At 59.2% G+C, this 14,063-nt stretch carries 11 protein-coding genes; 9 read left to right on the top strand and 2 right to left on the bottom strand.

All coding sequences use genetic code 11. The annotated features are described in order from the left end of the window. The first annotated feature begins 57 nt into the window (after nucleotides 1-57). The 6 genes from GNG26_RS01420 to GNG26_RS01395 are packed head-to-tail and all read left to right on the top strand — an operon-like array spanning nucleotide 58 to nucleotide 6,165. A complete protein-coding gene (locus tag GNG26_RS01420) occupies nucleotides 58-1,578 on the top strand; it encodes a sugar ABC transporter ATP-binding protein (protein WP_103825423.1) in 1,521 nt (506 codons plus the stop codon). Then, nucleotides 1,575-2,570, top strand: a complete 996-nt coding sequence (locus GNG26_RS01415; RefSeq protein WP_103177892.1) for a ribose ABC transporter permease — start codon at nucleotides 1,575-1,577, stop codon at nucleotides 2,568-2,570. The genes GNG26_RS01420 and GNG26_RS01415 overlap by 4 nt, the downstream gene beginning before the upstream one ends. Nucleotides 2,571-2,602: 32 nt before the next feature. Continuing rightward, nucleotides 2,603-3,544, top strand: a complete 942-nt coding sequence (locus GNG26_RS01410) for an ABC transporter substrate-binding protein (RefSeq protein ID WP_103177891.1) — start codon at nucleotides 2,603-2,605, stop codon at nucleotides 3,542-3,544. A gap of 54 nt (nucleotides 3,545-3,598) precedes the next feature. Next, nucleotides 3,599-4,285 (top strand): D-lyxose/D-mannose family sugar isomerase, encoded by a 687-nt coding sequence (locus tag GNG26_RS01405; RefSeq protein WP_103825422.1) that lies wholly within the window; start codon nucleotides 3,599-3,601, stop codon nucleotides 4,283-4,285. Nucleotides 4,286-4,294: 9 nt separating this feature from the next. Then, on the top strand, nucleotides 4,295-5,155 hold the full coding sequence (locus GNG26_RS01400; protein WP_156237530.1) for a ketose 1,6-bisphosphate aldolase: 861 nt from the start codon (nucleotides 4,295-4,297) through the stop codon (nucleotides 5,153-5,155). Further along, nucleotides 5,152-6,165 carry a carbohydrate kinase family protein gene (locus tag GNG26_RS01395; protein WP_156237529.1) on the top strand — a complete coding sequence of 338 codons (1,014 nt, stop codon included), beginning with the start codon at nucleotides 5,152-5,154 and terminating at the stop codon, nucleotides 6,163-6,165. Before GNG26_RS01400 ends, GNG26_RS01395 begins: the two co-directional genes overlap by 4 nt. On the opposite strand, the gene GNG26_RS01390 is transcribed toward GNG26_RS01395, so the two are convergent. Then, nucleotides 6,162-6,896: a response regulator gene (locus tag GNG26_RS01390; RefSeq protein WP_103177887.1), complete on the bottom strand. Its 735-nt coding sequence runs from the start codon at nucleotides 6,894-6,896 to the stop codon at nucleotides 6,162-6,164. The two genes, GNG26_RS01395 and GNG26_RS01390, sit on opposite strands and share 4 nt — an antisense overlap. 266 nt (nucleotides 6,897-7,162) lie before the next feature. Between GNG26_RS01390 and fdhF the strand changes: the two genes are divergently transcribed. Continuing rightward, nucleotides 7,163-9,310, top strand: a complete 2,148-nt coding sequence (gene fdhF, locus GNG26_RS01385) for a formate dehydrogenase subunit alpha (RefSeq protein ID WP_156237528.1) — start codon at nucleotides 7,163-7,165, stop codon at nucleotides 9,308-9,310. Nucleotides 9,311-9,504: 194 nt separating this feature from the next. Further along, entirely contained in the window at nucleotides 9,505-10,179 is a 675-nt protein-coding gene (locus GNG26_RS01380; protein ID WP_156237527.1) for a tetratricopeptide repeat protein, read from the top strand. A gap of 76 nt (nucleotides 10,180-10,255) precedes the next feature. On the opposite strand, the gene gltP is transcribed toward GNG26_RS01380, so the two are convergent. Beyond that, nucleotides 10,256-11,569, bottom strand: a complete 1,314-nt coding sequence (gltP, locus tag GNG26_RS01375; protein ID WP_103825416.1) for a glutamate/aspartate:proton symporter GltP — start codon at nucleotides 11,567-11,569, stop codon at nucleotides 10,256-10,258. Nucleotides 11,570-11,989: 420 nt separating this feature from the next. Between gltP and acs the strand changes: the two genes are divergently transcribed. Then, complete coding sequence (acs, locus tag GNG26_RS01370; RefSeq protein WP_103177882.1) at nucleotides 11,990-13,948, top strand: acetate--CoA ligase; 1,959 nt, start codon at nucleotides 11,990-11,992, stop codon at nucleotides 13,946-13,948. Nucleotides 13,949-14,063: the final 115 nt, after the last annotated feature.

Here is a 14,063-nt window from a genome sequence, read left to right as displayed (position 1 = left end):
TTTGCATTTACCAGGCTGTGATGAAGTGCGGATATCGAACGTCACAGGAGATCCGCCATGAGCAGGACCCCGGTTTTAGAGATGCGCAACATTGCCAAAACCTTTGGCAGCTTTCACGCGCTGAAGGGTGTGGATCTGACGGTCTTCCCCGGTGAGATCCACGCGCTAATGGGTGAAAACGGCGCCGGAAAAAGTACGTTGATGAAAATTCTCGCCGGGGCTTACATCGCCACCAGCGGCGAGATCCTGATCGACGGCAAGCCGTTTCACATCAAAGGCCCGAAAGATGCCCTGGCGGCAGGCATCACCCTGATTTATCAGGAGATGCAGCTGGCACCAAACCTGACCGTGGCCGAAAACATCTTCCTCGGCAGCGAGCTGTCGCGCGGCGGGCTGGTGCAGCGTAAAGAGATGGCGGCCCAGGCCCAGGCGGTAATTGACCGGCTCGGCGCCCAGTTTAAGGCCACCGATCTGGTGATGAAGCTGACCATCGCCGAGCAGCAGCAGGTGGAGATCGCCCGCGCGCTGCACCGCAACAGCCGCATTCTGGTGATGGATGAACCCACCGCCGCCCTCTCCTCTCGCGAAACCCATCGTCTGTTTGAACTGATTTTGCGCCTGCGCGATGAAGGGATGGCGATCATCTACATCAGCCACCGCATGGCGGAGGTATATGAGCTGTCGGATCGCGTCAGCGTGCTGCGTGACGGCCAGTACGTCGGCAGCCTGACCCGGGACAAGCTCAACGCTGCTGAACTGGTGCGGATGATGGTCGGTCGTCCGTTGAGCGATCTGTTCAATAAAGAGCGCGATATCCCTCTCGGCAGCCCGCGCCTGAATGTCCACCATCTCACCGACGGTAGCAAAGTGCAGCCCTGTAGCCTGCTGGTGCGCTCCGGTGAAATCGTCGGGCTCGCCGGGCTGGTGGGGGCCGGGCGCTCGGAGTTGGCCCAGCTGATTTTTGGCGTGCGCAAGGCCACCGGCGGCATGATTGAGGTGGATGGCGAGCCGGTGGTGATCCACTCTCCGCGTGCTGCCATTGAGCACGGCATCGGTTTTTTAACCGAGAACCGCAAGGAGCAAGGGCTGTTCCTTGAGCTGGCGGCGCAGGAGAACATCACCATGGCGACGCTGGAGCGCGACGCCACCTTCGGCATGCTGAACCGCAAAAAAGCGCAGTCGATCTCCGATGACGCCATCGCCCTGCTCAACATTCGCGTGCCGCATTCGCAGGTGCGGGCGGGCGGTCTCTCCGGCGGCAATCAGCAGAAGCTGCTCATCTCCCGCTGGGTGGCGATTGGCCCGCGCATTCTGATCCTCGACGAGCCGACCCGCGGCGTGGATGTCGGCGCCAAAAGCGAGATCTACCGGATCATGAACCAGATGGCGCGTAAAGGGGTGGCGATCCTGATGATCTCCAGCGAACTGCCGGAAGTGGTGGGCATGAGCGATCGCGTCTATGTGATGCGCGAAGGGAGCATTGCCGGCGAACTCCATCGGGCCGATATCACCCAAGAAAACATCATGACGCTGGCAACCGGCGTCAACGACTCTCATCACCAGGCGGTAAAATCATGAGCCAACAAAATAGTCCGCAACAGGTGGCCAAAGCGGCCTCCGCCAAAAAAATGCTGATGGGCGATCTGATGCAAACCATCGGGATCCTGCCGATATTGATCCTGATTGTCGCCGTCTTTGGCTTTATCGCCCCTAACTTTTTTACCGAAAGCAACTTGCTGAACATTACCCGTCAGGCCTCCATCAATATCGTGCTGGCGGCGGGGATGACCTTCATCATTCTGACCGGCGGCATCGACCTCTCGGTGGGCTCGATTCTGGGCACCACCGCGGTGGCGGCGATGGTGGTGTCGCTGATGCCGGAGCTCTCCATGCTCTCGGTCCCGGCGGCCCTGATGCTCGGGCTGGTGCTGGGCACCATCAACGGGGCGCTGGTGGCCTTTGCCGGATTGCCCCCCTTTATCGTCACGCTCGGCACCTACACGGCGCTGCGCGGGGCGGCCTACCTGCTGGCGGACGGCACCACGGTGATTAACTCCAGCATCAGCTTTGAGTGGATCGGCAATAACTACCTTGGGCCGGTGCCGTGGCTGGTAGTGATCGCCCTCGCGGTCATCGTCATCTGCTGGTTCATCCTGCGCCGCACCACCCTCGGGGTACACATTTACGCGGTGGGCGGCAACATGCAGGCGGCGCGCTTAACAGGCATCAAGGTCTGGATGGTACTGCTGTTTGTCTACGGCATGAGCGGCCTGCTCTCGGGTCTGGGCGGAGTGATGAGCGCCTCGCGGCTCTACAGCGCCAACGGCAACCTCGGCACCGGCTATGAGCTGGACGCCATCGCCGCGGTGATCCTCGGCGGTACCAGCTTTGTCGGCGGCATCGGCACCATCACCGGCACGCTGGTGGGGGCGCTGATTATCGCCACCCTTAACAACGGCATGACGCTGATGGGCGTCTCCTATTTCTGGCAACTGGTGATCAAAGGGGCGGTGATCATCATTGCGGTACTGATCGACAAATACCGTACCCGACACCATCAAAGTGCATAACAACAATACCCTACATAACGAGGACGAAAAATATGCGTTTAAAACCTCTTGTTACCGCGCTCTGTGCTGGCGCACTGCTTGCAGCAACCCCGTTTGTCCAGGCCAAAGAGCTGAAGTCCATCGGCGTGACGGTGGGTGACCTGGCGAACCCGTTCTTTGTGCAGATCACCAAAGGGGCGGAGCTGGAAGCACGCAAACTGGCGGGAGATAATGTGAAAGTGACGCTGGTCTCCAGCGGTTACGATCTCGGCCAGCAGGTGTCGCAGATTGATAACTTCATCGCCGCTAAGGTCGATATGATCATTCTTAACGCCGCAGACTCGAAGGGGATCGGCCCGGCGGTGAAGCGCGCGAAAGATGCCGGGATCGTGGTGGTGGCGGTTGACGTGGCGGCAGAAGGCGCCGATGCGACCATCACCTCCAACAACACCCAGGCGGGCGAGATGGCCTGTAAGTTGATTACCGACCGTCTGAAAGGCAAAGGCAACGTGGTGATCATCAACGGACCGCCGGTCTCTGCGGTACAGAACCGCGTGGAAGGGTGCCAGACCGAATTTAAAAAACATCCGGATATCAAGGTGCTCTCGGATAACCAGAACGCCAAGGGCAGCCGTGAAGGCGGGCTGGAGGTGATGACCTCGCTGCTGGCCGCCAATCCGAAGATCGACGGCGTGTTCGCCATCAACGATCCGACGGCGATCGGGGCCGATCTGGCGGCGAAGCAGGCGCAACGTAATGAATTCTTTATCGTTGGCGTGGATGGTTCCCCGGATGCGGAAGAGGCGCTGAAGCGCGAAAACTCCCTGTTTATCGCCACCCCGGCGCAGGACCCGCAGGTGATGGCGGCGAAAGCAGTGGAGATTGGCTATGGCATTCTGCAGGGCAAACCGGCGCCGAAAGAGCCGGTGCTGATCCCGGTGACGATGATCGATAAGAACAACGTCGGCACCTATAAGGGCTGGACGGTTAAGTGAGATCGGTGCGGAGCCTCTTCAACAGGGGCTCTGCATATCACGTAAGGAGTTACCATGAAACGCTCCGAAATTAACGAAATCCTCGGCCACACGCGGCAGTTTTTCTCCATGCACGATGTGCATTTGCCCCCCTTTGCCAGCTTCCCCCCTGCCCGCTGGCAGCAGCTCGACGCACAGGCCTGGCGCGAAGTGTTCGATCTTCGCCTCGGCTGGGACGTGACCGCCTTCGGCGGGGATAACTTCGCCGCGCAAGGGCTGACCCTTTTTACCCTGCGCAACGGCTCGCCCGGCGGCAAGCCGTGGGCCAGATGTTACGCGGAAAAGATCATGCATGTGCGCGACGGCCAGGTCACGCCGCTGCATTTCCACTGGCGCAAACGCGAGGACATCATTAACCGCGGCGGCGGCAATCTGATTCTGGAGCTGTGGAACGCCGATGAAAATGAGCAGAAAGAGGATGGCGATATTACGGTCTCCATCGACGGGTGCCAGCAGACTCACGCGGCAGGCAGCCATATCCGTCTCGCACCGGGAGAGAGTATCTGTCTGCCGCCCGGTTTGTACCACAGCTTCTGGGGTGAAGCGGGCTTTGGGGATGTGCTGGTGGGCGAGGTCTCCTCGGTGAATGATGACGACACCGACAACCACTTCCTGCACCCCACCGCCCGCTATAACAACATTGATGAAGACGAACCGGCCGTGCTGGTGCTGTGTAACGAGTACAGCCTGTTTCGTCTGTAAGGAGTGAACATGCCGCTTATCTCTCTCGCCGACGGGCTGGCGCACGCCCGGGAACAGCGTTACGCGCTGGGGGCGTTTAACGTCCTCGACTCTCACTTCCTGCGGGCGCTCTTTGCCGCGGCCCGCCAGGAGAGCTCGCCCTTTATCATCAACATTGCCGAAGTGCACTTTAAGTACGTGTCGCTCGATTCACTGGTGGAGGCGGTGAAGTTCGAAGCCGCCCGGCATGACATCCCGGTGGTGCTGAATCTGGATCACGGTCTGCATTTCGAGGCGGTGGTGCGGGCGCTGCGCCTGGGGTTCAGCTCGGTGATGTTCGACGGCTCAACGCTGAGCTACGAGGAGAACATCCGCCAGACGCGGGAAGTGGTGAAGATGTGCCACGCGGTGGGCGTGTCGGTGGAGGCGGAGCTGGGCGCGGTGGGGGGCGATGAGGGCGGCGCCCTGTACGGTCACGCCGACGAAGCCTTTTTCACCGATCCGGCCCTGGCGCGGGAATTTGTCGACCAGACCGGCATTGATGCCCTGGCGGTGGCGATCGGCAATGCCCACGGCAAGTACAAGGGGGAGCCGAAGCTCGATTTTGCCCGTCTTGACGCCATCCGCCAGCAAACCGGCCTGCCGCTGGTGCTGCACGGCGGCTCCGGGATCGGTGACGCCGATTTTCGCCGGGCCATTGAGCTTGGGATCCACAAAATTAACTTCTATACCGGCATGTCCCAGGCGGCGCTGGGGGCCGTGGAGCAGCGCATGGCCAACCGGCAGCCGCTGTATGACGAGTTTGCTGAGCTGCTGCTGGGCATCGAAGAGGCGATTACCGACACCGTCGCCGCGCAGATGCGCATCTTCGGCAGCGCGGGGCAAGCATAATGGAACGCCGGGGCATTATCGCGGCGGGTAATATGCTGGTGGACCATGTCCACCAGATTGTGCAGTGGCCGGAGCGCGGCTGGCTGGCGGAGATCACCCACAGCGAGCGCGCCACCGGCGGCGCACCGCTCAACGTGCTGTTAACCGTGGCAAAAATGCATGCCGGGCTCCCGCTGCAGGCGGTCGGGCTGGTGGGGGAGGATAACGACGGGGATTACATTCTCGCCATGCTCGACCAGTATCACGTCAACCGCCAGCGGGTACAGCGCACCACTTTTGCCCCCACCTCCATGTCGCAGGTGATGACCGACCCCAGCGGCCAGCGCACCTTTTTCCACTCACCAGGGGCGAACCGCCTGCTGGATCTGCCCGCCTTTGACCGGCTCGATTACAGCATGAAGATCTTCCATCTGGGTTACCTCCTGCTGCTCGACAGCCTGGATATGCCGGACGACGAATATGGCACCCGCAGCGCGCGGCTGCTGGCGCAGATGCGCGATCTGGGGTTTAAAACGTCCCTTGATCTGGTGTCGCGTAAGGGCGATCCGCGCTATCAGCCGCTGGTGCTCCCTGCCCTGCGCCATCTCGACTATCTGGTGATTAACGAGCTGGAGGCGGGCGAGTTCAGCGGCCTGCCGATGCGCGATGATCAGGATGCGCCGGTGATCGCGAATATTGCGGCGGCGGCGGCAGATCTGCTGGCGGCGGGGGTGAAGTCACGGGTAGTGATCCATTGCCCGGAGGGGGCGTGGGGAGAGGAGCCGGGCCAGGCGGGAAGCTGGATCCCCTCGTGGCGGCTTACGCAGGAGGAGATTGTCGGCAGCGTCGGGGCTGGCGATGCCTTCTGCGCCGGATTTTTGTATGGCTGCCACGAATCGCTGTCGCTGACGGAGAGTATTCAGATGGCGCACGCCTGCGCCCGGGCCAGCCTGCTGGCCGCCAACGCCATCGACGGGGCGAAAACGTTGCAGGAGCTGCAGCTGTTTATTGAGGAGAACCGCCTGGTCTAGGCCGCCCTGTCGCCATGCTGCACGTCGGCGGCAAAGACGTAGCCCAGCCCGCGGATGGTTTTAATCAGCAGTGGCTGATGAGGATTGATTTCGATTTTGCGTCGCAGGCGCATGATCAGCACGTCGATGGTGCGGTCAAACACCTCCGCGCTTTCGCTGTGGGTCAGCTCCAGCAGTTGCTCCCGGCTCAGCACCCGCCGGGCATTCTGGGTGAGCGCCAGCAGCAGACCGTATTCGCCCTGGGTCAGGGAGACCACGTTGCGCGCGGCGTCAATCAGCTCGCAGCGGGCGGTATCCAGCGTCCAGCCGTTAAAGCCGATCCCGCCTGCCCGTGGGACCGCCGCAGGCTCTGCCGCCAGCGCGCCGGTGCGGCGGAGTACGGCCTTGACGCGCGCCACCACCACCCGGGGGTTAAAGGGTTTGCCGATATAATCGTCCGCCCCCATCTCCAGCCCCACCACCACATCCGACTCGCTGCCAAGACCCGTGAGCATAATGACCGGCAGCTCAGGACGCTGCTTTTGCAGCTGCTGTAATACCTGCAGGCCGTTGATATCCGGTAGCATCATATCGAGCAAAACCAGCGCAATATCCGGCATCTGGCTGGCCAGACGCAGCGCATCCTGCCCGTTGTGGCAGACATGGACGGTAAAGACGTGCTCGTTGAGAACGTCCTGCAACAGTTCGCAGACTGCGGTGTCGTCATCGACCACCAGAATTGCTGGTTTCATTACGGGATCCTATAGAGAAGATAAAGATCAGTCTGGCCCATTCTGTGCAAGGCTCCAGCCCAAACGCCTTTTCCATCACGAATCTTCAACCGTCGTCACATCCCCCATCACTTCCGCCGTCGCAATTTTTGCCGCAGGCCTGTTTTTCGTCAGGGTATTGCCCAGGATTCACCCGTAAAGTCAGGGGAAAACCACAACAAGAATGCGGCTTAGAGGCGGCATACTCAACCGACATATCAGCATCATGTGAAACTGGAGCGAGATCGATGAAAAACGTCATCACGGTTTGCCCCTATTGCGCATCAGGTTGCAAGATCAACCTGGTGGTCGATAACGGCACAATCGTCCGGGCGGAGGCGGCCAACGGCAAAACCAACCAGGGCACGCTGTGCCTGAAGGGCTACTTCGGCTGGGATTTTATTAACGATACCCAAATCCTCACCCCGCGGCTGAAAAGCCCGATGATCCGCAGAACACGCGGCGGCAAGCTGATGCCCGTTTCGTGGGAAGCGGCGCTGGATTACGTCGCCAGCCGCCTCACCGCCATCAAGGAAAAGCACGGCCCGGACGCGATCCAGACCACCGGATCGTCACGCGGCACCGGGAATGAAACCAACTATCTGATGCAGAAGTTTGCGCGCGCCGTTATCGGCACCAATAACGTCGACTGCTGCGCCCGCGTCTGACACGGCCCCTCGGTTGCAGGTCTGCACCAGTCGGTCGGCAATGGCGCCATGAGCAATGCCATCAACGAGATTGATAACACTGCGTTAGTCTTTATTTTTGGCTATAACCCGGCGGATTCGCACCCGATTGTCGCCAACCATATTCTGCGCGCGAAACAGAACGGGGCAAAAATCATCGTCTGCGATCCGCGGCGCATCGAAACCGCCCGCATTGCCGATATGCATATCGCATTGCGAAACGGCTCGAATATCGCCCTGCTCAATGCCATCGGCCACGTGATTATTGCCGAGCAGCTCTACGATCGGGCCTTCGTTGCCAGCCGCACGGAGGGCTTTGATGAGTACCGTAAAATCGTTGAACGCTATACGCCCGAGTCGGTGGAGACCATCACCGGCGTGAGTGCGGGAGAGATCCGTCAGGCGGCACGCCTGTATGCCGGGGCCAACACCGCTACCCTGCTGTGGGGCATGGGCGTCACCCAGTTCTGGCAGGGGGTGGAAACCGTGCGCGCGCTGACCAGCCTTGCCATGCTTACCGGCAATCTCGGCAAAGCCCACGTGGGGGTCAACCCGGTGCGCGGGCAGAATAACGTGCAGGGGGCCTGCGATATGGGGGCACTGCCGGATACCTTTCCGGGCTACCAGTACGTTAAGTTTCCGGAAAACCGCGAGAAATTTGCCAAAGCCTGGGGCGTGGAGAGCCTGCCGGCGAACCCCGGCTACCGTATCAGCGAGCTGCCGCACCGCGCGGCCCACGGCGAGGTGCGGGCGGCGTACATCATGGGCGAAGATCCGCTGCAGACCGATGCTGAGCTCTCGGCGGTGCGTAAAGCTTTTGACGATCTGGAGCTGGTGATTGTCCAGGATATCTTTATGACCAAAACCGCGGCAGCAGCGGACGTCATCCTGCCCTCCACCTCCTGGGGCGAGCATGAAGGGGTCTACACCGCAGCCGATCGCGGCTTCCAGCGCTTCTTCAAAGCCGTGGAGCCAAAGTGGGATCTGAAAACCGACTGGCAGATTATCAGCGAGATTGCCACCCGGATGGGTTATCCGATGCACTACGATAATACCCAGCAAATCTGGGACGAGCTGCGCCAGCTCTGCCCGGCCTTTAAGGGGGCGACCTACGAAAAGATGGGTGAGCTGGGCTACATCCAGTGGCCGTGCCGGGATGAGTCGCCAGAGGATCGGGGAACCTCGTACCTGTTCAAGGAAAAATTCGATACCCCGAACGGGCTGGCGCAGTTCTTCACCTGCGACTGGAGGCCGCCAGTGGATAAGCTGGATGATGACTATGCGATGGTGCTCTCCACCGTGCGCGAAGTGGGTCACTACTCCTGCCGCTCCATGACCGGCAACTGTGCGGCGCTGTCGGCGCTGGCGGATGAGCCCGGCTATGTGCAAATCAACACCGGGGATGCCAAACAGCTGGGCATCGAGGATGACGCCCTGGTGTGGGTCACCTCCCGTAAAGGCCGGGTCATCACCCGGGCCCAGGTGAGCGATCGGCCAAACAAAGGTGCGGTATACATGACCTACCAGTGGTGGATTGGTGCCTGCAACGAGCTGGTAACGGAAAACCTGAGCCCGATAACCAAAACGCCGGAATATAAATATTGTGCCGTGCGCGTCGAGCCGATAGCGGATCAAGCTGCCGCCGAGCGCTATGTTATCGATGAATATAATGCGTTGAAAAAGCGTTTACGGGATACCGCGATGGGGTGATGTAATACTTGAAGTATGACGGGTATAAAGAGTGAACAACACGAAGTGGCGGCTAATTAGCCTGCGCAGCAGGCTAACTTCAGCGGGCGGGGAGACCCGCCCGGCTTGTAGGTAGTGGAGGTCTTAACGCACCCATTTTTTTCTTCACATCGCCCGCTTATACTGCCCGCTATCTACCCCTACGAAAATAACGCATGAAACCTCTTTATCTGTTGTTGATCCTTTTTACTTCTCTGGCGAGCGCCGAGGAGATTGGCGGCCAGTACCGGAAGCAGGCCGAGGCGGGCGACAGCCGGGCCCAGTACTATCTTGCCGAAACCTGGTACAGCTCGGGTGATGATAAGCAGGCCGAAATCTGGGCCGAAAAAGCAGCGAAAAACGGCGATATCGATGCCATGGCCCTGCTGTCCCAAATCAAGTTAAAGCACGGCGATTTAGCCCAGGCCAAAGGACTTGCGCAGCAGGCGACCGTCGCCGGGAGCTCGCCGGGGGCCGTGATGCTGGCGCGGCTGCTGGTAAACACCCGGGCCGGGAAGACCGACTATCCGCAGGCGCTGAGCTTACTGCACAAGGTCGCTGAGAATACCGAAGACGATGCCGCCGTTGATGCCCAGCAGCTGCTGGGGCTGATCTACGCCAATGGCGTGGAAGTGGCGCAGGATGATGTGCAGGCCGCGCGGTGGTTTAAGCAGAGCTCCACCCTCTCGCGCACAGGCTATGCGGAATACTGGGCGGGCCAGGTCTTTAAGCAGGGCGAGGAAGGGTTTATCACCCCCAATAAACAGAAGGCGCTCTACTGGTTGAATCTGAGCTGTAGCGAAGGGTTTGATACCGGATGTGAGGAGTTTGATGCGTTAAGCGGGGAATAAATGCCCGGCGGCACTACGTTTGCCGGGCCTACGGTCATGTAGGCCGGGTAAGCGAAGCGCCACCCGGCTTTTCACTTTACTGGTCAGCCGTCTTATCAAACCGCCCCAGCACCTCGCGCTCATAGGCCAGCGCTTTTTTACGGTCAAACTTGTGTTCCCACTTGGCAATCACCAGCACCGCCAGCGCGTTACCCACCACGTTCAGCGCGGTACGCGCCATGTCGAGGATACGGTCAACACCGGCGATAAATGCCAGTCCTTCCAGCGGAATGCCCACGCTACCCAGGGTCGCCAGCAGCACTACAAACGACACGCCCGGCACACCGGCAATGCCTTTCGAGGTCACCATCAGCGTCAGCACCAGCACGATCTCCTGCCACAGAGAGAGGTCAATGCCGTACAGCTGGGCAATAAAGATCGCGGCGATACTCTGGTACAGCGTGGAGCCATCAAGGTTAAAGGAGTAGCCGGTCGGCACCACGAAGCTGGTGATCGACGCCGGCGCGCCGTAAGCCTCCATCTTCTGGATGATGCGCGGCAGCACGCTTTCAGAGCTGGCGGTGGAGTACGCCAGAATCAGCTCGTCCTTCAGAATGCGGATCAGGATCCAGATGCTCAGCCCGCACATGCGCGCCACTAAACCCAGCACCACCAGCGCGAAGAAGATGATGGCAAAATGCACCAGCAGCACCAGCTTCGCCAGCGGCCACAGGGAAGCAAAACCGAAGTTCGCCACCGTCACGGAGATCAGCGCAAACACCCCTACCGGCGCATAACGCATCACCATGTGGGTCACTTTAAACATGGTTTCAGAGATGGAGCGGAACACGGTCACCAGCGGCTCGCGATGGGCAGAGGGCAGCGACGCCAGCCCCAGACCAAACAGCACCGAGAAGAAGATAATCGGCAGCATTTCGCCCTTCGCCATCGACGCCACGATATTGGTCGGCACCAGCGACAGGATCGTTCCCATCAGGCCATGGGAGTGGCTCTGCACATCGGCGGTTGTGCTCTGGTATTTCGAAATATCCACCGTCGCCAGCTGCGACATATCAATGCCCGCGCCCGGCTGGAACACATTTGCCAGCGTGATGCCGAGAACGATGGCCACCGTAGTGATCACTTCGAAATAAAGGATAGTTTTCGCGCCGATGCGGCCCAGTTGTTTCGCGTCACCCACCCCGGCAATCCCCACCACCAGCGTCGAGATAACAATCGGCACCACAATCATCTTGATCAGATGAATAAAGATATCGCCAGCAGGCGACAGTAAATTGGCGATCAGCCATTCGCGGCTGTCACTGTGATAATGCAGATAACTACCCAGCAAGATACCCAGCACAAGGGCCAGCAAAATTTGCCAGGCCAGGCTGACTTTCAAATTTTTCATAACAAGAAACTTCCTCAATGAAGTGTTCGTACTCGTAAAACGAAGGGGACGACACATACTGAAAGGGTATGAATTGTGTTGCGTTCATTTATGGGGTTTTTTAACGCGCGGTATCAGTACCATTTGCACGGCATGCTGCGCAAGCCTTTAAGAACGAGGCATTTGACTGACAAAAGAGGTGGTTACGCTAATTTGTATCGATGATGATAAATAACCTTTTGTTATAAAAACGCTTTTTTATCCACAAAAGCAAATAATCCTCAAGAGCAATTATTTTCCTTCTAAGTGTCATTCGCGCATTTTTTATACGCTTTAACATTTGCGTGATCTGTCGCCCAAATAGTAAACAAAGCTGCCAAAGCCCCTACAATTAACGTTTTTGCGACATATTATTAACATCCTACAAGGAGAATAAAAGCCATGAGCCAAGTCCATAAACACGACATTCCCGCAAATATTGCGGACCGCTGCCTGATTAACCCTGAGCAGTACCAGGAGAAGTATCAACACTCCATCACCAACCCTGACGCTTTCTGGGGCGAACAGGGCAAAATCCTTGACTGGATCACGCCCTATCAGACGGTCAAGAACACCTCTTTTGCCCCAGGTAACGTCTCTATTAAATGGTATGAAGACGGTACGCTGAACCTGGCCGCCAACTGTCTGGATCGCCACCTCGCCGAGCGCGGCGACCAGACGGCGATCATCTGGGAAGGCGACGACGCCACCCAGAGCAAAAATATCACCTACCGCGAACTGCACCGCGATGTCTGCCGCTTCGCTAACGTGCTGCTGGCTCAGGGCATTAAGAAAGGCGACGTGGTTGCCATCTATATGCCGATGGTGCCAGAAGCGGCCGTGGCGATGCTGGCCTGCGCCCGCATCGGCGCCGTGCACTCTGTGATCTTTGGCGGCTTCTCGCCGGAAGCGGTGGCCGGGCGCATTATCGACTCCAGCTCCAAACTGGTGATCACCGCCGACGAAGGCGTGCGTGCTGGCCGCGCCGTTCCGCTGAAAAAGAACGTCGATGACGCGCTGAAAAACCCCAATGTAAACAGCGTCAACAGCGTGATTGTGCTCAAGCGCACCGGCAACGCCATTGAATGGCATGAGGGGCGCGACCTCTGGTGGAGCGACCTGATTGAGCAGGCCAGCGACCAGCACCAGCCGGAAGCGATGAACGCAGAAGATCCGCTGTTTATCCTTTATACCTCTGGCTCAACCGGCAAGCCGAAGGGCGTCCTGCACACCACCGGCGGCTATCTGGTCTATGCGGCCACTACCTTCAAGTATGTCTTTGATTATCATCAGGGCGATATCTACTGGTGTACTGCCGACGTGGGCTGGGTGACCGGCCACAGCTACCTGCTGTACGGCCCGCTGGCCTGCGGCGCCACCACCCTGATGTTTGAAGGGGTGCCAAACTGGCCAACCCCGGCGCGCATGAGCCAGGTGGTGGACAAACACCAGGTCAATATTCTTTACACCGCCCCGACCGCGATCCGCGCCCTGATGGCAGAAGGCGATAAGGCGATTGAAGGCACCGACCGCTCCTCCCTGCGTATCCTCGGTTCCGTGGGTGAGCCGATCAACCCGGAAGCCTGGGAGTGGTACTGGAAGAAGATCGGCAACGAGAAATGTCCGGTGGTCGACACCTGGTGGCAGACCGAAACCGGTGGGTTCATGATCACCCCGCTGCCGGGCGCCACCCAGCTGAAAGCCGGTTCCGCGACCCGTCCGTTCTTTGGCGTTCAGCCTGCGCTGGTGGACAACGAAGGCACGCCGCTGGAAGGCGCCACTGAGGGCAACCTGGTCATCACCGACTCCTGGCCGGGTCAGGCGCGCACCCTGTTTGGCGATCACGATCGCTTTGAGCAGACCTACTTCTCCACCTTCAAAAATATGTACTTCAGCGGCGACGGCGCGCGTCGTGATGAAGACGGGTACTACTGGATCACCGGGCGCGTGGACGACGTGCTGAACGTCTCAGGCCACCGTCTGGGGACCGCCGAGATCGAATCTGCCCTCGTGTCGCATCCGAAAATCGCCGAAGCGGCGGTGGTCGGTATTCCACACAACATCAAAGGCCAGGCGATCTATGCCTACGTCACCTTAAACCACGGCGAAGAGCCGTCACCCGAGCTCTATACCGAAGTACGTAACTGGGTGCGGAAAGAGATTGGCCCGCTTGCCACCCCGGACGTGCTGCACTGGACCGACTCGCTGCCGAAAACCCGCTCCGGCAAAATCATGCGCCGTATTCTGCGCAAGATTGCGGCGGGGGATACCAGCAATTTAGGCGACACCTCTACGCTCGCCGATCCTGGCGTGGTGGACAAACTGCTCGAAGAGAAGCAGGCCATCGCAATGCCATCATAATACCCTCACCTTAGCCCTCTCCTTTAAAGGGAGAGGGGAATATAAAAACCACCCCAAAGGATTTCGCGTTGCAGGCACGTGACTGCTCAGGCTGCGTGAAAACCGAAGGGGGATA

Origin of the sequence: Leclercia sp. J807 (genome assembly GCF_009734465.1) — a bacterium.
Classification (GTDB): domain Bacteria; phylum Pseudomonadota; class Gammaproteobacteria; order Enterobacterales; family Enterobacteriaceae; genus Enterobacter.
Note: the sequence above shows the minus strand (reverse complement) of the source record. Positions and strands in the feature narration are given on the sequence as shown.

What these genes read in the sequence shown, in the direction of transcription:
- GNG26_RS01420 (WP_103825423.1), top strand. Translation starts at nt 58, where the DNA reads ATGAGCAGGACCCCGGTTTTAGAGATGCGCAACATTGCCAAAACCTTT.
- GNG26_RS01415 (WP_103177892.1), top strand. Translation starts at nt 1,575, where the DNA reads ATGAGCCAACAAAATAGTCCGCAACAGGTGGCCAAAGCGGCCTCCGCC.
- GNG26_RS01410 (WP_103177891.1), top strand. Translation starts at nt 2,603, where the DNA reads ATGCGTTTAAAACCTCTTGTTACCGCGCTCTGTGCTGGCGCACTGCTT.
- GNG26_RS01405 (WP_103825422.1), top strand. Translation starts at nt 3,599, where the DNA reads ATGAAACGCTCCGAAATTAACGAAATCCTCGGCCACACGCGGCAGTTT.
- GNG26_RS01400 (WP_156237530.1), top strand. Translation starts at nt 4,295, where the DNA reads ATGCCGCTTATCTCTCTCGCCGACGGGCTGGCGCACGCCCGGGAACAG.
- GNG26_RS01390 (WP_103177887.1), bottom strand. Translation starts at nt 6,896, where the DNA reads ATGAAACCAGCAATTCTGGTGGTCGATGACGACACCGCAGTCTGCGAA.
- GNG26_RS01380 (WP_156237527.1), top strand. Translation starts at nt 9,505, where the DNA reads ATGAAACCTCTTTATCTGTTGTTGATCCTTTTTACTTCTCTGGCGAGC.
- gltP (WP_103825416.1), bottom strand. Translation starts at nt 11,569, where the DNA reads ATGAAAAATTTGAAAGTCAGCCTGGCCTGGCAAATTTTGCTGGCCCTT.
- acs (WP_103177882.1), top strand. Translation starts at nt 11,990, where the DNA reads ATGAGCCAAGTCCATAAACACGACATTCCCGCAAATATTGCGGACCGC.